Below are 18,527 nucleotides of genomic sequence, written 5' to 3' on the forward strand. Positions count from 1 at the left end.
GACCCGAAGCCTTTTAGCTTCGGACAAATCCCATCTTGCCACGGAGGGCGTCCTCTTTCAAGGGCGCCCTCCGTAAACGTGTTTGAATTGTAGGCTAATGGCCACATGCACTTGCTAGCGCTCGCGAGCAACGATGAGCTGGTCCATCTCTTCGACATGCACGCCAACGGAGCCCTTGATGCTCGAGAACTCAACAGAGTTGCACACCAAGATGGGAACCGTCACATCGTAGCCCTCGGCAGCAATTGCCTCGCGATCGAACTCAATGAGCACATCGCCCTTATGGACGATGTCGCCCACTTGCGCATGTACGGTAAAGTGCTTGCCCTCAAGCTGAACAGTGTCCAAACCAACGTGGATGAGCACGTCCAAGCCATCGACCGTGTTAAGCGCAACAGCGTGTCCCGTGGGAAAAATGGCCTCGACCTTGGCATCAGCCGGTGCAATCACACGCGTGCCGGTAGGCTGAATCGCCACGCCCTGGCCCAAAAGGCCGGTGGCAAATGTCTGGTCGTTTACCTCGGAAAGCGGAATGACGTCGCCCGAGATGGGAGCATCCAGCGTAAGGACTCGACCACGCATACCAAAAGACCTTAGGACTTTAGTGAACATGCTCCCCCTCGGACATACCAATCGACCAAAATAGCCTTAACAGTTTACCACTTGGCACTCGTTTTTGACCATTAGGGAAGTTCGCGCTTGACAACCTCGACGATGTCGTCGACAACGCGCTGGGTCAGCTCGTGCGTCTCGGCCTCGGCCATAACGCGGACCAGCGGCTCGGTACCGCTCGGGCGCACCAGAATGCGGCCGCGGCCATCAAGCTCCTTCTCGGCAGCAGCGACGGCATCCCAGATGGGCTGGCAATCATCCAGACCAGCCTTGTTGTCGGAATGCACGTTGACGAGGACCTGCGGGTACTTCTTCATGATGCCGGCAAGATCAGTGAGGGTACGACCGGTGCGCTTGAGCACGGCCAGCAGCTGCAGAGCCGTCACCAGGCCGTCACCGGTGGTGTTGTGCTCCAGGAAGATGATGTGGCCGGACTGTTCGCCGCCGATGACGGCGCCATCCGCGAGCATGCGCTCCAAAACGTAGCGGTCACCCACGGCGGTCTGAACCATCTCGAAGCCCTGCTCCTTCATAGCGATGGAGAAGCCAAGGTTGCACATGACGGTCGAGACGATCTCGGAGTTGGCGAGCTTGCCGCGGGCGGCGAGGTCAGAACCGCAGATAGCCAGGATGTAGTCACCGTCGATCTCATTGCCCTCGCCGTCGACGAACAGCACGCGGTCGGCGTCGCCGTCGTGGGCCAGGCCGATATCGGCGTGGGTGCGCAGCACGAGCTCGCGCAGGGGCTCAAGGTGAGTGGAGCCGCACTCAACGTTAATGTCGGTGCCGCAGTAATCGGTGTTGATGGCATGGACCGTGGCGCCCAGGCGCTGCAGCGCAGCGGGCGTGGTCTGGCAGGAAGCACCGTGGCCGCAGTCGACGGCAACAACCAGGCCATCGAGCTTAAGGCCGTCGAGCGTGCTGATGGCATGATCGACATAGGCCTTGCGGGCGTCTTTCATCTTGATGATGTGACCCACACCGGCGCCGGTCGGCAGCGTGTCGGCAGCCATGGCCTCCTCGGACATGACCCAGGCGCTGATCTCTTCCTCGACAGCATCGGGAAGCTTCATGCCCTTGCGGCTAAAGAACTTGATGCCGTTGAACTCCGGCGGATTATGCGAAGCGGAGATGACGATGCCGCCGTCGAGCTCGTTTTGGACGGTGAGCAGCGCCACGGCCGGCGTAGGGATAACGCCGCAGCAATGCGGACGGCCGCCCTCGGCCATAATGCCAGCGGTCAGAGCACTCTCGAGCATGGTACCCGAAAGGCGCGTGTCGCGGCCGATGCAGATGTCCGGGCCAAGGAACTTGGTCGCCGCGCGGCCCAGGCGAAACGCGAGGTCGCACGAGAGGTCGGCATTGGCGACGCCACGGACGCCGTCGGTACCGAAGATGTTCTGGGGCATAGGATCGCTCCTTCCCTAGCAGGCGATATACAACCGCCCACCCTAGTCGAAAAAGAAAAGCGGGACCCGCCGAGGAATCGGCAGGCCCCGCTTGTACATTGTATCTCGAAAGGAGATAAAACCTTAGCGCTTGGAGAACTGGGGAGCGCGGCGGGCCTTCTTGAGGCCGTACTTCTTGCGCTCGACCACGCGAGCATCGCGCGTAAGGAAACCGGCCTTCTTGAGGTCAGCACGGTAGTCGCCAGCGTTCAGAAGAGCGCGGGCGATGCCCAGGCGCAGAGCGCCGGACTGACCGGAGATGCCGCCGCCATCGCACAGAGCGATAACGTCGAACTGACCGGCGGTGTCGGTCACCTTGAAGGGAGCAAGGGCGTTCTCAACGAGCTGATGACGGCCGAAATACTGCTCGGCGTCACGCTTGTTGATGGTCACCTTGCCGGTGCCGGGGACGAGACGGACGCGGGCGACGGCGTTCTTACGACGGCCGGTACCCTGGTAGACAACGGTGTTCTCAGCCATCTTTAAGCCTCCAGCTCAATCTTCGTGGGGTTCTGGGCAGCATGCGGATGCTCGGCACCAGCGTAGACCTTAAGCTTGGTCATCTGGGCACGGCCGAGGGTGGTCTTGGGCAGCATACCGCGAACGGCGCGCTCGATAACCTTCTCCGGGTGCTTCTCCATAGCCTGGCGGAAGCTCTCAGCCTTGAGGCCGCCGTTGTAGCCGCTGTGGCGATAATAGGTCTTCGTGCCGGCCTTGTTACCGGTAAGCTGGACCTTATCGGCGTTGATGACGACAACGAAGTCGCCGCAGTCGCTGTTGGGCGTGAACTGGGGCTTGTTCTTACCGCGCAGGATCATTGCGATCTGGGTGGCAAGACGGCCCAGGACAGCACCATCGGCGTCGACGAGAACCCAGTTGCGCTGGACCTCGCCCTGCTTGGCGTAGTGAGTCGATTTCGAAATCACTTAGACTCCTCCATGTACAGTACGTGTTGTTACAGAGATTCACGGGGCTCTGCAAGTAACCCGTCCATATTACCCCGCTCGCCGTACGAGTCAACAGGTATTTTGGCTCCGACCAGAGTTTCTGCACATGTCATCCACGAGCCGTGATGTCGCAGCGTTAACGCTCGACAAACGCCTCGATATCTCCCAGCAAGCGCTTTGCCTCCTGGCGGCCCTGGATATACAGATCGAGAAGCTTTGCCGGATCGTGCTCGACATGGCCGACCTCGACCGGCTTTTGCGGAGCGACGACCAGTGCGCGGCCCTCGCGCTCATACTTCCACAGGTGCATGCGCTGGAGGTTATAGCGGTCGTGGCGCGTCTCGATAGCCTCGAGCAGATAGGGGTAGTCGGCATAGCGCGCACGCGCCGCCGGCAAAAACTCGTAGGGCTTTTTCTCATATGAGCGGTCCTGGGTGACGATGACGACCGCACGGTCGAAGCCCGCCTCCTCGAGCACATGCTCGATAGGAACCGAATCGGCCACGCCGCCGTCGACGTATTTGTGCCCGTCAATCTCGACCGGCGGCGTCACCAGCGGCAGCGACGTCGAGGCGCGCACGGCGTCGAGGTCGAGCACGGCGCTTTTGACCGGCAGGTAGGCAGCGGTTCCAAACAGCATGTCCGTCGCGACGGCGTACATCTCGATAGGGCTGGCGTCGAACGCCTCGTTGTCAAAGGGATCCAGGCGGTCCTGGATATCGTTGAAGATAAAGTCGTGACCCACGATGGAGCCCGTGGATGCGAAGGATGCGGCACCCATGTAGCGGTTGTCATTGCAGAAGGTCAGGTTGATGCGATTGACGCGACCGATCTGGTGTGACTTGTAGTTGACGCCGTTGAGCGCACCGGCCGATACGCCATATACCGCCGGAATTTCGACACCGGCCTCCATGAGAACGTCGAGCACGCCGGCGGTAAACTGCCCACGAAAACTGCCACCCTCCAAGACGAGCGCGACCTTGCCGACGTTCTTTGCCTTATCTTCTGCAGTCATATTGACCTCCTGCGATTGCGTTTTGGCTTTCTTCTACCCAGTTTTGGAATGGAGGGCGCGCAGGTTTTTCGAGGCGGCAGGTGAAGCGGAAAGTGCGTCCCAGTTTGAGGCGGGATTCCGGGATGAACTTTCCGTTTGGACCGCCGTTGGGAAAGCGCGTCCCAGTCTGAGCGCGGATTCCGGGATGCGGTTTCCGCTTGATGTGTCATCCGGAAACTACGTCCCAGTCTGAGCGCGGATTCCGGGATGGGCTTTCCGCCTGGGCTGCCATTGGGAAAGCGCGTCCCACTCTGCGTCACTGAGGCGTTTTCTTTACGCCCGCGCCCTGCATAGAGTTCGATTCTCCGCGGGTGGAGGGGATCCGTCCGCGCGGGACACGGCAGGCTGTCATCCGGTCGGCATCGAATCTATATCCAGTCGAGGCTTTGCGCGGAGAATCCGCGTATTTGCTTCGCAAATCCGCACCGGCTTCGGCCGCCTGCCGGCGTCCTCGCCCGCTCGCTACAAACGCTCCGCGTTTGTTTAACGCTCGCGCCCTGCACAGAGTTCGATTCTCCGCGGTACGGGCTAGAAATGAAAAGGCAGGTAGATACGAATATCTACCTGCCTGTAACTATTGGTGGAGGCGCGGAGAATCGAACTCCGGTCCACGAAAGCCCCCTGATTGGCATCTCCAAGCTCAGTCGCTGGTTTAGTCTCGGACGCTTTGCGCGCAGCGACACGCTCGCAGCATCCCAACCGGTTCGATCTTAGCCTGCGCCATACCGATTACGTGCGCAGGAGCATTCCCTTAACATGACGTCGCACCGGTGTCGGGGAAATCACCGGGTTGACGCGCCGCTATAAATTAAGCAGCGAGAGCCATAGGCTCAAAAGAAGAGTTGTTGTCAATTCAATTTGACGGTACCCCTGTTTAACGAGGCGAGGAGACCTCGGCTTGCTTCCTCTCTCAGAGCTATCGTGTCGAAACCAGTCGCCCCCGAATGTCGGGAAAGTCTGGATAGCATTGGGCACGAGCACCCAACACCCGTCGACTTTTCAAGGAACATACGGGGCGAGCCCCGCTTGTGGAGTGTTATCTTACCACGTTCTGAAAGCGGACAGCTGTCCTATGCACGAGCTGTGAAGACCCCAATGTGCGCCGCACTTCGCACTTTTGTTACCGATCGCATCACGTATATTTTCGCCAAGCATAATTGACCCGTCGAAAGGACCGTTATGGATACCAAGCAGCAACTCGTCAATGCCCTCGCAGGCCTGGGCTCAACCATTACCGAAGCTATGGATGTCATCGAGGGCTTTGTCCCCTGCGGACATCCCGCCCTCACGGTATCGAACGCACTCGTCGCGCTGGACGCTGACGATGATGCGGCTCTCGCCCAGCAGCTTGAGACCGTCGAGGGCTTTATCGACCACGTGAGCGAGAACCGCGGCGTGACCGCCTACCACGGCATCGAGGTCGAGCTCGCGGGTCCCAAGGCCAATCTGCTCGCAGCAATCCGCGAGGTAGGTGCCCTTATGCAGACCGCAGGCGTCAAGAACACCCAGGTCAACGAGTGGGTCTACCGCAGTCTGGCAGCACTCGACAGCTCCGACGAAAAGGCAGCCGAGCAGCTCGCAGAAAGTCCCGCCATTAAGGCCGAGCTTTTGTAAATAGCAGACGCGGGCCCCTTGGCGCATCGTCGTCCAAGAGGCCCGCAAACAGTTCGCATCAACCGATAGCCGCGCCGCCGCGTTCGGCCAAAGCCAGAATCGGCATCATTTGGCGCGGGGTCTTTGCTGCAAGATCGGCATGTTCGAGCAGTTTTCGATCGTTGGTCACCAAGTAATCGACCTGCGCGCGCTTGCATGCGGCGAGCACCAAGTTGTCCTCGTAATCGCGATGGAGCGCTAAGTATTTGTCGGCCAGCCAAAGGTCCGACGCATCTGCACCCACGGCCGTGGCGTTTTCGGTCATATTCCGAACAAACGCCAGCGCCGCATCGCCAATCGCGCGGGCAGAAGCCTCGTCGAGCGCTCCCCCGCTGGCAAGAACGCTACGCTTCAGTTCGTGCTGGACAACGTACAGCACGTCCTTGGCGATATGCACCGGAAAGAGCAACGTTGCGCCCGATTCCGTCGCCCGCCCAATAAACGCACGCGCGGCAAGCGACTCGGCATGGTCGACGCAAAATGAATCAACCCATACGTTGGCGTCCACCATTATTTTGAGAGGAGCCCCGCTCACAGGATCATCCCCTTTTGGCGATAGCGCTCGTCCATGGCTTCGGAATAGATTGTGTCCCAATCGCGGGCATCGGATACGGACGAGGTAGCGATGCCCAGGTCCGCGTAAAGCTGGTCCGCTGCCGCCCATGATGCGGCGAACGGAGTATCGGGCGCGACGGTCTGCTGCCGGTCGTCGACGGCCGCAAGCACTTCCTCGCACTGCCCGCCACCCTGCGCGACCTTGGCCACCACCTTTTTGATGAGCCCGGGCAGCGACCTGCCCGAAAGCTGCAGCACCTCCTCGGCACGGTTCTTGACCTGGCGATTTACGCGAACGTTCACCTGCGCCATGCCGCTAACAGCACCCACGTCGATCCCGCTCCCTTCAATTGCTATCCCTGCTAGCAACACTATATAGAGAAGCTAGCACATGGTCAAACGCAAAAGGCCTGCGCCCAGACGACACCGATGCCGTCTGGGCGCAGGCCAGATAACGTGGGCGAACACGTCTGCTAACGCAGGTACGCCTTGGCGTTGCTCAGGCTGTAGGCAATCGTCGAGCCGTTGTGCAGCAGCGACGACGCCTGCGGGGTAATCGTTCCGGTAATGCCCAGTGCCAACAGCGCCGAGTTAGTGAGCATCACCTTAGAATAGGAGCTCGTCAGACGATCAATGAGGCCCTGACTCATGCGGCGCAGGCGCACGATCGCGGCGAGATCCGTATCGGTCAGGATGATATCGGCGACCTCCTTGGCGATATCGCTTCCGCCACCCATCGCCAGGCCCACGTCGGCCAAACCGAGCGCCGGCGAATCGTTGACGCCGTCGCCCACCATGGCAACGTGGCGTCCCTCGCTCTTAATGCGCTCCACATACGCGTACTTGTCCTCGGGCAGCAGCTCGGCCTTAAACTCGTCGACACCTGCCTCGCGAGCAATGCGCTCGGCCGTGCGCTCGGAATCGCCCGTGAGCATAACGACATGCTTGACGCCCAGCGCATGCAGGTCGGCGATGGCCTCACGGACCCCGGGCTTGAGCGGATCCTCGATGCCGAGCACGCCGACGACCTTGCCATCGACCGCCAGATACAGCGGCGACAGGCCCTGCATCTGGAGCTCGATTTGCTCCTTGATGTCGGACTCGAGCTGCGCGCTCTCGTCCTCAAATACAAAGTGCGCGGAACCGATGATGGCGCGACGCCCCTCGATGGACGAAGCGATGCCGTGCGCCACGATGTACTCGACGGCGGCATGGCGCTCGCGGTGCTCAAGCCCGCGTTCGCGGGCGGCGTTGACCACGGCACGCGCCACCGGATGCGGGAAATGCTCCTCCAAGCAAGCGGAAAGACGCAGGACCTCGTCCTCGCTCCAGCCATCGGTGGTGAGCACGCAAGCCAGGCGCGGCTGCGCCTCGGTAAGCGTGCCAGTCTTATCAAACACAATGGTGTCGGCTTTGGCAAACGACTCAAAGTACTTCGCGCCCTTGACCATGACGCCCATCTTGGCGGCATCGCTCATAGCGGTCATGACGGCAACGGAGCCCGTAAGCTTGAGTGCGCACGAGTAGTCGACCATCAACGCCGCCGAGGTCTTGATGAGGCTGCGGGTGGTAAGCGCAACCAGGCCCGCGAGCAGGAAGTTCCACGGGACGATCTTGTTGGCGAGGTCTTCCATGTGCGACTGGCCCTCGGACTTGAGCGAGTCGGCCGTCTGCACGAGTGAGACGATTGAGCGGAGCTTGGTTTGAGCCGTATTGGCGCGCACGCGCACCAAGATGCTGCCATCTTCCACGACGGTACCGGCGAACACGTCGTCGCCCACGCTGCGCTCGACGGCCAGCGGCTCGCCGGTCAGGGTCGCCTGGTTGACCATAGCGCTCCCCTGCTCGACAACACCGTCGATGCAAATGGACATGCCAGTGCGCACGGCCACCAAGTCGCCGGGCTCAAGCTCGGTCGCGGCAACGCTTACCTCGGTATCGCCGACGACCTTTTGTGCCTTATCGGGCACGTCGAGCAGCGAGTTGATGAGCTCGTTTTCGCTCATGGCACGGGTGTAGTCCTCGAGCAGCTCGCCCACGTTGAGCAGGAACATCGTCTGGCCCGCGGTGTCGACATCACGTTTGACAAACGAGATACCGATGGCCGAAGCGTCGAGCACGGGAACGGTCAGGCGCGGCTGCGCGAGCTCACGGAGGGCGGCACGCAAAAAGGCCATGTAACCGGCCACGACAAACACCGCGCGCAGTGGCGTGGGCAAGAACCAGCGACGTGCGTAATGGGCACCGACGAGTGTCGCCAGGTCCATAACGAGTTTGTGCTTGCGCGGCTCAAGCTGCATCACGTAACCCGTCTTTGCGTCGGCAATGGCCTGAGCGTCGAGCGCACCGACGGCGGCCAGCACGGCATCGCGGCGCGACTCGTCGTATTCGAGTGCCATCTGGCCGATGCGGCCATATACGCGCACCTTGCGCACACCATCGATTTCGCCGCTGAGCTTAAGAAGTGCATCGAGATCGCTCTCTGGCACAGGACCCGCCAATTGAAGACGGGTCCTGCCGGGGATCTCGCTAATAATCGAGAATCTCATAGTTTGTGCCTGGGAGCGTTACTCGGCTGCCTCGTCAGCAGCGGCCTCGCTCTGGGTGATGTAAGCAGCCTCGGCAACCATGTCGTCGACATTAGCCTTGGCCTGCTCGACCATGTCCTGGTAGCCGTTCTTGATGCGCATGCCGCACGCGATACCCTGCACGCAGGCATTCTTTACCGGAGCGCTGGTAAGCAGCTTGATGCCGGCCGTGCCAAGCAGAAAACCGCCACCGACAAGCAGGGTATTGAACGTCGACTTCTTCATGTTGCTTCTCCCTTTTGCCGCATTGGACGCGGCATGGTGCTTCAGCACCCGAGTAAACAAGTTTGCTCGAGCACGCTTTTGGAAAATAGTTTAGTTTATCTAACTATTAAGTTCAACAAAGGTTAACTCTTTGGAAATCTTAAGGTGGGGAACAGCCGGCTTCTAGCGATCCGCCCGCCGCGATGTACATCCGTAACGCCAAAGAGGGAGCCCTCCCCTCTCCAGCAAATTGAAGGTGAATGGTTTTCCGCGAAGTGAACGAGCAAAATTAGACCCCCGAAACATCCGCATTTTTTCGCAGCAAAACCGCAGGAAACACTCGACAAAACCGCAGAAAACCGAGCCAGAAAAGTGTTGATGTTTCAGGGGTCCAAAATAGGTCGTTCACTTCGCGGAAAAGTATTCACCTTCGTTTTCTCGTCCACAAAAATGAGGGCGCCAACGGCGCCCTCATTCACCAAATTCCATTCAGCCTACCTGACCCGAACGGCCGAGTCGTCACGGAGCCGAGGGGCCGGGCGCAGGGCCTTGCCTCTCAATGAGTTCCGCACGAACAGGAGGCGCCAGTGGCGCCTCCGTCGTGAGTCAGGACTGTCCGAAATTGAGAGGCAAGGCCCTGCGCCCGGCCCCTCGGTTCCCGCTTACGAGAGCGACGTTCTCAGCAACTCGTTGAAGAGCTTCGGATTGCCCTTGCCGCGGCTCGCCTTCATGCACTGGCCCACCAAAAAGCCGATGACCTTCTGGTTGCCGTCACGATACTGCTGCGCCTGATCAGCACAGTTTGCCAGCACCTCGTCCACGATCGGCTGCAACGCGCCGGCATCGCTCACCTGACGCATACCGCGCTCGTCGACGATCTTGTTGGGGTCGTCGCCGGTCTGGGCCATGGCCTCAAAGACCTCGTGCGCCTGGTTGGAACTGATGGCATCGGTCGCCAGTAGCTTGGCAAGAGCTGCCACCTGAGCCGGCGCGATCCCAGACTCGGTCAGCGAGACGCCGGCGCCCTTAAGGTAGGCAATCATCTCGTTCACCAGCAGGTTTGCGACCGTCTGAGCCTCCTTGCCAGCCATGCCGGCAGCGGCGGCCTCAAAGAACTCGGCAAACTCCGGATCGCCAGCAATCTGCTCGGCGTCGGCCGTCTTAATGCCAAAGTCGGCCTCAAAACGGGCGCGCTTGGCATCGGGCAGCTCGGGAATCTCGCCACGGCAGCGGTCGATGAACTCGTCGTCCAGATCGAACGGCGCCAGGTCGGGGTCGGGGAACAGACGATAGTCGTCGGCCGTCTCCTTCACGCGCATGACCACGGTGCGCTTGCGGCTGGGCTCCCAGTGGCGGGTCTCCTGATAGATGATGCCACCCTCCTCGAGCACCTCGGCCTGGCGGCAGATCTCGTAGGCAAGGCCGTCATGCAGACTCTTAAACGAGTTGAGGTTCTTGAGCTCGGTCTTGGTGCCCAGCTTGGTCTCGCCGCGACGACGCAGCGACACGTTGCCGTCGCAGCGCATGGAACCCTTCTCCATGGAGCAGTCCGAAATGCCCAGCGTCACAAAGATGCGACGGAGCTTCTCCATAAACAGGCGCGCTTCCTCAGGCGTACGCAAGTCGGGCTCGGTGACAAGCTCGATCAAAGGCGTGCCGCAGCGGTTGTAGTCGACGAGCGACTCGGCCGCGGCGGTAATGCGGCCCTCGGCGCCACCCACGTGGACCATCTTGGCGGCGTCTTCCTCCATGTGGATGCGCAGAATGCGGATAGGCACCGTGTAGGAACCGTCCTCGCGGCGCTCGGGCATCTGCAGGTTGGACGCGTCGTAGCTGGCCAGATGGCCGGCGCGCTGGTTGCCCTCGCGCATGGTCATCGTCATGGACGTGGACAGGCCCTCGGCGTTGGCCGAGGCGCTCGCCAGGCTCTGGGCCTCGGCCTCACCAAACGCGCAGTCGGGGCGCTCGGCGGCACCGCGACCGGTCACGTCCAGGTCCAGGTGGCCGTACATGGCAAAGGCGACCGGGCCCTGCGTGGTCTGGAAGTTCTTGGCCATATCGGGATAGAAGTAGTGCTTGCGGTAGAACATCGAGTGGCGCTGGATCTCGCAGTTGGTGGCGAGGCCGGCCTTGACGATGCTCTCGATGGCGCGCTTGTTGGGCACCGGCAGGGCGCCGGGCAGGCCCAGGCATACCGGGCACACGTTGGCGTTGGGCTCGTCATCGTGGCTGAGCTTGCAGTTGCAGAACATCTTGGTATCGAGTGCGGTGAGCTCGGTATGGATCTCCAGGCCGATCACGGCCTCCCAATCCTGCAGGACCTCGGAAAGCTCCTTCATTACAGCTCGCCTCCCTTCCCGGCAAAATCGGGCGCGACGGAAAGCGCGGGCGCACCCGTAGCGGTATCGGCAAAGCTGCGCTCCAGGGCGCGGGCAAACGTGAGCAGCTGACGGTCCTTAAAGGCAGGTCCCACCAGCTGGGCAGAAACGGGCAGTTGAGTATCCTCGCCCAGACCCAGCGGCACCGAGATGCCACCGTTGCCGCAAATGTTGAGCGAAATGGTGTACAGGTCGGAGAGGTACATCTGCGTGGGGTCGCTAATCTCGCCAAACTTAAAGGCCGTGCGCGGCGAGGCGGGCATGAGGATGGTGTCCACCTTGGCATACGCGGCGTCGTAGTCCTGCGTGATGAGCGTGCGGGCCTTTTGCGCAGCGTAGTAGTACTTGTCGTACACGCCCGAGCTCAGCAGGTAGGCGCCGAGCATCTGACGGCGCTTGGCCTCGGCACCAAAGCCGTGGGCGCGCGACAGCGAGCTCTGGTCGGACAGGTTGGCGCAGCCCTCCTCCTGGTAGCCGTAGCGAATGCCGTCGAAGCGGGCCAGGTTGGAGAACGCCTCGGCCGGGCCGATGACGTAGTAAGCGGCGATGGCGGCGTCCAGGTGCGGCAGGTCGACCTCGACCAGCTCGGCGCCCTGGTTCTGCAGCTCCTGGGCGGCGCGCTGAACAGCGGCCTTGACCTCGGGCGTCAGGCCCTCGGCCTCCATAAACGAGGGGATGATGCCCACGCGCTTGCCCTCGATGCTGTCGTTGAGATGCTCGGTAAAGTCGACGGCGCAGTCCTGGCTGGTGCAGTCGTACGGATCGTGGCCCGCGCCGGTAAGCGCGTTCATGGCCAGCGCGACATCCTCGACCGTGCGGCCAAAGGGTCCCACCTGGTCGAGCGACGAGCCAAAGGCAACCACGCCGTAACGGCTCACGGCGCCATACGTGGGCTTAAAGCCCACCACGCCGCACAGCGACGCCGGCTGGCGAATGGAGCCGCCGGTGTCCGAGCCCAGCGAGAGCGCGACCTCGCCCGCGGCGACGGCGGCAGCGGAGCCGCCCGAAGAGCCGCCGGGCACGCGCTCGGTATCCCAGGGGTTGTTGGTGCGGTGGAACGCCGAGCTCTCGGTAGAGCTACCAAAGGCAAACTCGTCCATGTTGGCCTTGCCCATGGGCAGGCAGCCGGCATCGAGCATGCGCTGGACGCAGGTAGCGGTGTAGACGCTCTGGTAGTTCTCGAGCATGCGGGAAGCGCAGGTGGTGCACGTGCCCACGAGGTTCATGTTGTCCTTGATGGCCAGCGGCACGCCCGCAAGCGGGGGCAGCGGCTTGCCTGCGGCACGGTCAGCATCCACGCGCGCAGCGGCCTCGAGCGCAAGCTCGGGCGCCACCTGCAGGAATGCCTGGACCCCGCCCTCGCGCGCCTCGATGGCGGCAAGGGAGGCCTGGGCCACCTCGGTAGCGGTAAAGTCGCCGGCGGCAACGCCCGCGGCGATCTGGGCGGCGGTAAGGGAATCGAAGCTTAGCGCCATTACTCGCTCTCCCCCTCTCCCAAAATGGACGGCACGCGGAAGTAGCGGTCGCGCGCGCTGCCGGCGTTTTCCAGCGCAACGTCGAGCGGCAGGTCGCGCTCGGGCTCGCGCAGGTCATCGCCCATCACGTTGGACAGGCTTCCGATAGGATGGAACGTGGGCTCCACGTCGGGCAAGTCATATTGCAAGACGGGCTCGAGCATCTGGACGGCGTCGTTCATGTAGGACGTCATCTGGACGAGCTCGTCATCGGTCAGTGCGATCTTTGCGTACTCGGCGATGCCGCGCACGTCTTTCTCGCTGAGTGCCATAGGCGCTCCCTTCCGCATAGCAGTTAAACCGCTCTAGTATACAAGGCAACGCCGCTTGGAGCAGGTGCTTTACCCAAATGCAGCGAAAACGTAACGAGGGCGGCGGTTGGCAGGCGGCGGGCCGGCCGTTCTGCAACGAAACCGCACCGTCCATAGCGAAAACCGTCCCGCCCACAGCGAAGACCGTCTCGACCACAACGAAAACCGTCCCGCCCGAAACGAAAAGCATCACAACATTCGACGCTTTTCGCCAAAATCGAGATTTTCATCGAATGTTGTGATGGTTTGGAAGTCCCGACCACCGCAAAGGCGCCTGTCCCCATTGTGGTGGTTCTGGAGAATGTCTTATGCCGAGGCTTTGGCCTTGCGGCGCTTGCGGACCGCGTGGATCACGATGTCCAGCAGCAACAGCGCAATGGCTATGACCACGATGAGCACGGCAAACTCGCGCTTACCCCAGTGGCGGCCGGCCAGCGACTTTTGCTTGTCGACGTCCTTCTTGCTGTACTTGGTGCGCACGCAATGCACCAGCAGGCGATGGTCGTTTACGCCGTAGGGCGTGCAGGTGACAAGCGTCACCTTGTCGGCGCCCGGCTCGATGGTCAGCGACTCCATCTCCTCGGGCAGCACGACCTCGGAGTCCACCATCTTGTAGGCGAGCGTCTTGTTCATGGTGTGCAGCAGCACCAGGTCGCCGGGCTCCAGCGAGTGGATGTCGTCGAACATGCTCAGGTTGCGCATGCCCGAGTGCGCGGTGAGCACGCAATGCGTCGAGGTGCCGCCCACCGGCAGGCTCGTGCCCTCCAGATGGCCGACGCCCGCCATGAGGACCTCCTCGCTCGTGCCGTGGTAGATGGGCATGCTCACGTCGATGGAGGGGATCTCGACCCAGCTCATCATGGGGTCGCGGTCAAAGATGAGCTGCTGGGCGTAGGGCTCGATCTGGTCGGCGGGGAGCTCGGTGGCCTCGCCCGCCAGCTGCTCGTTAAAGGAGCGCGCCTGGAGCAGGATGCGCTCGCGCTCCTCGGCAGACAGCGCGTCCACGGTGCTGGACACGGTGCTGATCTGGTTGAACACGCCCGAGGCCTCGAGCCGGTCCAAGATCCACGGCCAGGTCATAAGACCCACGCCAATAAGGATGATGACGATGGTGATGAGCCGATCGGCCCAGCGCGGCAGTCGCTTGCGACGGCGCTTGGGCTTTGGTTGAGGTTTGGGCTGAGGGCTTGAGCCGCCGTTGGCCGCAGCGTTATTGCTCTTCATATGTTTGGCGCCCTGCACCATCGCCGGTCACTCCTCTACAACTCAGGTTGTCTAAACAAATAATAGCCGATTAGCGAGCTCATACGCCGGACAACGCAGCTTGGCTGCACCGTCCGGGCCACGTAACCCCACTCAACCAATCAAGCCATATGTTGCTTTCATCGTCTCGAGCAACTGCGCCATCGTTACGCCCGCAACCCCAATCTGTTTCAGATTGACGTCGCCCACCTCACAATCTTTGACAAACGCAAGCATATCGTCCTTCAGTTCTCCGCCCAGGTCGACACCTTCCGACTCGCCGAGCAGCTGAGCAAGTCTCAGCGCATCGCGTTTATGCTTTTTTACCTTCCTCGAATCAACGTTCTCCCCCGCTTCCCTTCTAGCTTTTAGGTCGAGATACGCCTTCGCTTTGAACGGGACAATGTATTCCGTACCCAGGACCGAAACGCCGCCTACGGTCCGAATTCCCTGAAGGAACAAGCTGTAGTAAGCATCGTCCAACAAAATTGCCGACAGACTGCTTATGTTTTCATCAACGTGAATTGGCGCCACATCAATCCCCTCACGACCCTTTAGAAAGTCGGGGCACTTCGCGAAGAGTTCGATCATATGGGGGTAACCCGGCCTCTTTGGCTCTGTAAACCGATAAAAGCATGAGTCTTTACCTTCGCCCCAGCCGCAGCGGTAGCCGCCATCACGCACCAAAGTCCATATAGCTTCTGCCGTCTGAGGCAACCGGTCATCGGCGACAATTACCACATCAAAATCGTGAGTCGCCCTAAACGGAAGTCCCGCCTCCGAGAGCAAAATGTCGCATGCCGTGCCGCCGATAAGAGCATACGATCCTGCAGCTTCTTGCATATGCTGCTGAAATTCTTGGAGACCTTCTACAGCGCTTCTTGCCATGGATATTCCTTTCCAAACATGCGATCGACTTCGAGCTGAATTCGCTCATCGTCGATTGCCGCCAAAGATAGCGCAAGCGAAATGTCATCGACGCGGGAGGAGTCGGCAAACACGGGCGCATAGCGCCACACTTGGATCATCGCCGTTTCGTTATCCGGCAACTCCCCGTCTGCGACTTCGAGGTCGCTCAGTTGACACCATGCACTTCTTAAGACGGCCTTTTGTTCCATGCCCGGCGCAGCGAGCATCGAACGCGCAGCGAGCGCCGTCTCCCCGGCGTCAACAAGATAGTCGATCTGCGGCGTCTTCCTTGCAAAAAAGACCTTCGAGACAGGCGAGGAGAGCTCTGCCATGTGCTCGCTAAGCAGAAGATCAACGGCAACAGGGAGCACGACGACACGTCGCTCGCAACGCTCGCGCCTCGCGAGCCCCCTGTCAACAAGCTCGGTTATGGCCTCACTCGCGCGGCTTGCCGAGATTCCAAGCGCACGACAAAGGTCATAGGGACGATATGGCTCCTGGGCTGCTCCCCAGATTGCGGCAGCCTGCGCGTTGGGTGACATCTTGATCGCGTGATTGTGAAACCAAGCACCGCCCCTCTCCGTGCAAGCTGCGCCCATAAATGGAAGAAAAGCCTGTCTACCTGGACAGACAAAGGGAATCCCTTGTGCGACCAATGCTTTGCGCTGACGTGCATCGGCATCAGGAAACGAAACGACAACAGGAGTCTCCGCGCGCAAGGCTAGCTGACTATAGACTCTCTTAGCCTCGGGAAGCCCGACGCCAGTAGGCAAACTTGCAAGCAAAAACGAAAAACCGTTTGCGTCAACAGCGCGGACCTCAATCGCCCGCAGATGCAGCGGCAAGCGTGCGAATCCAGGCCAAGTTTTGGTCTTGGCGGAGAGACCTAGTGCTTCTTGTAAGTAGATTAGCGCTTCGTTCATTTCCATCTTTTTCGTTTGATTCCAGTTTATATTGGAATTATACATAATTCTCGGAATTAACGAGATTCCTTTCGTGCCTAAGTCCATATTTGCGTTTTCAGAATATCCCGGATCGGCGGAGCGATTCGGGATACAATATCAATAGAAAACGACGCACCCCGCGTAAATGTTTGGGAGCGCGGGCGGCCTAGTTTTCAGCTTTTGTTAAATGCCCGGGATCCGACCCCCGGGCATTCTTATTTGCGCTTGTTGCGGCGCAAATGCCTTCTACCGTCCGCACCGCGCGTGCGCCTACGGACCTTAAACCGAACTTCATACGAGTCAAGAAACGCGATGACGGATGAGTCCGCATCGGACGGTGGAGGCTGCCTGTGTTGTCCAAAAAACGGGACAGACTCCAGTGCGGAGTCTGCCCCGAAAAGAGAATGGCAAAGCAAGAACGTGGATGGACGAGAAAAGTGTCCGCAAGTCTCATGGCCATCACATCCCACCTGCCAAAGGGATGGGTGAGCGGGCGTTACTCCTGCTCGGACTCCTCAGCCTGCTTACGGCTGCGGATGAGATGCGCCACGCCAATGCACAGCACCGCGCCACCAGCGATCCAGGTGAAGGTCACACCGTTAAGACCGGTCAGCGGGAGGCCAGAGCCCTTCTTGTTCTGAATGGTGACGGGAATGGTCGCGTCGTTTGTAGGACTGGAAGCAACCATTTCGGTATTGCTGGACGTTACGTCGAGATTCTTCAGGGTGCCGTCATCGTTGTACTCCGGATCCACTGTGATGGTAAACGGAGCAAGAGTGTTGTAGCCGGCAGGTGTATCGCACTCGGTGATCTCATACGTTCCTGCAACAAGGCCTGGGATATAAATCTTTCCACCATCCTTGTCGGTCTTGAATTTTCCTGCGTTTGCCACTTCTTCGGTAAGACCGCCTTCTTGGGTCAACCATTTCTCCTGCGTAAGCTTTTTATTTCCCTCATGGGTCATCTTGACTTGGAAGGTAGCCTCGAGCTTATGGCTCTGATCATCCTTATCGACCTTGGTCACATCCAGGCGGAAGACATGGTCGGTAACTCGCTTCGACGTGGACGTGCCAGTACCGTCAACCATGGGGTTATTAGAATAGACAAGCTTGACATCATTGGTGTTGCCGGCGGCCGTGTATTCAGCCTTTTCGGTCAGCTTTGCCTTGTATGTTACAACGACCTTGGAGTCACCCTTAAGCGTCACACCTGCATCTTTTGCAGCAGCCTTGAGGTCAGTGAAGGAAATCGACAGGTCATGACCACCAGTAGGGTCTCCAGAAGCGTTCACAGTCTCCGCAAGGTCTACTTTTGTAGGCTGGATAACAGTGTCGTTAATTGTCACCTTAACGGAGTTCTTGTCAGCCTCCAAACCAACAGAAAGATGGTCCTGGAACGTATATTCGTACTTGGTAAAGGTGTCGATGTTGCTAGCAACAGAGCCAGTCAGTTTATATTCGACCTTCTCGCCAATATACGAGTCACTCACCTTTCCCCAGTTACCGCCCTCGAAGACCTCCTTATCGACCGTGGGAATGCTGGTCTTCTCGGTAATATTGATCGCTTCATCGCCAACAACAGTGAAGATAGGAGCGGTACCGGCTTCAACACCTGTGACGGTAGCAGCGTCAGTCACAAAGAGCCAGTAGCCGTGTGAAAGGTTGTTAGCAGCGCCCTTCGAAGTAGTTGCGTAACCACTTGAACCTTCCAGACCAGTCACCGCGGCCACAGCTGCTGCAATCTTATATGCAGCAGAGCCAGACTCCACGCTAGTCGTTTCATTAGTGTCCGTCACGTACGTCTTAATCCAGTCAGCAGCATCCTGAGCGGTTGTAATACTGGCGTTAGGATCTATTTTTTTAATCTCTTCCGTAACAGCAGTTTCAACCTTGTCGTTCGCCCATGTGATATTGCTCACAAGCGTCTGGTCATTCTCGTCCTTTACCACATTGGCATCGAAGATCTTATAGCCCTTGAAATTAGTCTCGTTCCCATTCGCGTTCGTAATGGTCACCGAGCCATTCGCCACACCCTCAGCAAACGCCATCGTGACCGGGGCCATGACGCCGCCGAAGCTCAGCGCTGCTGTGAGGCCGGCGGTTACTGCCAGGCGTGCGATGTTCTTACTCATGCTCATCTTCTTTTCCTCCGTTTTCCGTTTGGTTCCC

The 18,527-nt window shown here is 59.8% G+C and carries 17 protein-coding genes and 1 other RNA gene; 1 reads left to right on the forward strand and 17 read right to left on the reverse strand.

The genetic code is table 11. The features are described from left to right. Positions 1-114 precede the first annotated feature (114 nt). The 6 genes from DWZ01_RS03425 to ssrA form a co-directional block, all read right to left on the reverse strand. Positions 115-612: a PTS glucose transporter subunit IIA gene (locus DWZ01_RS03425; RefSeq protein ID WP_022094632.1), complete on the reverse strand. Its 498-nt coding sequence runs from the start codon at positions 610-612 to the stop codon at positions 115-117. 71 nt (positions 613-683) lie between these two features. Further along, the gene (glmM, locus tag DWZ01_RS03430) at positions 684-2,021 is read right to left on the reverse strand and encodes a phosphoglucosamine mutase (RefSeq protein WP_117640103.1); all 1,338 of its coding nucleotides are present in this window, start codon (positions 2,019-2,021) and stop codon (positions 684-686) included. Between the two features lie 123 nt (positions 2,022-2,144). After that, positions 2,145-2,540, reverse strand: a complete 396-nt coding sequence (rpsI, locus tag DWZ01_RS03435; RefSeq protein ID WP_022094634.1) for a 30S ribosomal protein S9 — start codon at positions 2,538-2,540, stop codon at positions 2,145-2,147. A gap of 2 nt (positions 2,541-2,542) precedes the next feature. Beyond that, entirely contained in the window at positions 2,543-2,986 is a 444-nt protein-coding gene (gene rplM, locus DWZ01_RS03440) for a 50S ribosomal protein L13 (RefSeq protein ID WP_117848105.1), read from the reverse strand. Positions 2,987-3,143: 157 nt separating this feature from the next. Beyond that, positions 3,144-4,022, reverse strand: coding sequence for a patatin family protein (locus DWZ01_RS03445; RefSeq protein ID WP_117848107.1), 879 nt, complete (start codon positions 4,020-4,022; stop codon positions 3,144-3,146). Positions 4,023-4,639: 617 nt separating this feature from the next. Next, positions 4,640-5,003: a transfer-messenger RNA gene (gene ssrA, locus DWZ01_RS03450) on the reverse strand. Positions 5,004-5,240: 237 nt separating this feature from the next. On the opposite strand from ssrA, the gene DWZ01_RS03455 reads away from it, so the two are divergent. Further along, the gene (locus tag DWZ01_RS03455; protein ID WP_117757419.1) at positions 5,241-5,675 is read left to right on the forward strand and encodes a hypothetical protein; all 435 of its coding nucleotides are present in this window, start codon (positions 5,241-5,243) and stop codon (positions 5,673-5,675) included. A 58-nt stretch (positions 5,676-5,733) separates the two neighbouring features. On the opposite strand, the gene DWZ01_RS03460 is transcribed toward DWZ01_RS03455, so the two are convergent. The 11 genes from DWZ01_RS03460 to DWZ01_RS03510 form a co-directional block, all read right to left on the reverse strand. After that, positions 5,734-6,249: a PIN domain-containing protein gene (locus DWZ01_RS03460; RefSeq protein ID WP_158556985.1), complete on the reverse strand. Its 516-nt coding sequence runs from the start codon at positions 6,247-6,249 to the stop codon at positions 5,734-5,736. Continuing rightward, positions 6,246-6,599 carry a hypothetical protein gene (locus DWZ01_RS10695; RefSeq protein ID WP_158556986.1) on the reverse strand — a complete coding sequence of 118 codons (354 nt, stop codon included), beginning with the start codon at positions 6,597-6,599 and terminating at the stop codon, positions 6,246-6,248. Before DWZ01_RS10695 ends, DWZ01_RS03460 begins: the two co-directional genes overlap by 4 nt. Before the next feature lie 143 nt (positions 6,600-6,742). Continuing rightward, entirely contained in the window at positions 6,743-8,758 is a 2,016-nt protein-coding gene (locus tag DWZ01_RS03465; RefSeq protein WP_233506167.1) for a heavy metal translocating P-type ATPase, read from the reverse strand. 78 nt (positions 8,759-8,836) lie between these two features. Continuing rightward, entirely contained in the window at positions 8,837-9,082 is a 246-nt protein-coding gene (locus DWZ01_RS03470; protein ID WP_055250999.1) for a DUF6110 family protein, read from the reverse strand. A gap of 641 nt (positions 9,083-9,723) precedes the next feature. Next, a complete protein-coding gene (gene gatB, locus DWZ01_RS03475; protein ID WP_117770039.1) occupies positions 9,724-11,400 on the reverse strand; it encodes an Asp-tRNA(Asn)/Glu-tRNA(Gln) amidotransferase subunit GatB in 1,677 nt (558 codons plus the stop codon). Next, entirely contained in the window at positions 11,400-12,914 is a 1,515-nt protein-coding gene (gene gatA / locus DWZ01_RS03480) for an Asp-tRNA(Asn)/Glu-tRNA(Gln) amidotransferase subunit GatA (RefSeq protein WP_117770040.1), read from the reverse strand. The genes gatB and gatA overlap by 1 nt, the downstream gene beginning before the upstream one ends. After that, positions 12,914-13,225 (reverse strand): aspartyl/glutamyl-tRNA amidotransferase subunit C, encoded by a 312-nt coding sequence (locus DWZ01_RS03485; protein ID WP_117770041.1) that lies wholly within the window; start codon positions 13,223-13,225, stop codon positions 12,914-12,916. The genes gatA and DWZ01_RS03485 overlap by 1 nt, the downstream gene beginning before the upstream one ends. 345 nt (positions 13,226-13,570) lie before the next feature. Then, positions 13,571-14,488 carry a class C sortase gene (locus DWZ01_RS03490; RefSeq protein WP_158556907.1) on the reverse strand — a complete coding sequence of 306 codons (918 nt, stop codon included), beginning with the start codon at positions 14,486-14,488 and terminating at the stop codon, positions 13,571-13,573. Between the two features lie 132 nt (positions 14,489-14,620). After that, the gene (locus DWZ01_RS03495) at positions 14,621-15,394 is read right to left on the reverse strand and encodes a hypothetical protein (protein ID WP_117770043.1); all 774 of its coding nucleotides are present in this window, start codon (positions 15,392-15,394) and stop codon (positions 14,621-14,623) included. Further along, a complete protein-coding gene (locus DWZ01_RS03500) occupies positions 15,376-16,338 on the reverse strand; it encodes a MarR family transcriptional regulator (protein ID WP_199412379.1) in 963 nt (320 codons plus the stop codon). Before DWZ01_RS03500 ends, DWZ01_RS03495 begins: the two co-directional genes overlap by 19 nt. 517 nt (positions 16,339-16,855) lie before the next feature. Continuing rightward, complete coding sequence (locus tag DWZ01_RS03510) at positions 16,856-18,490, reverse strand: isopeptide-forming domain-containing fimbrial protein (RefSeq protein ID WP_158556987.1); 1,635 nt, start codon at positions 18,488-18,490, stop codon at positions 16,856-16,858. Positions 18,491-18,527 lie beyond the last annotated feature (37 nt).

Source organism: Collinsella sp. AF28-5AC (assembly GCF_003457875.1).
GTDB lineage: Bacteria > Actinomycetota > Coriobacteriia > Coriobacteriales > Coriobacteriaceae > Collinsella.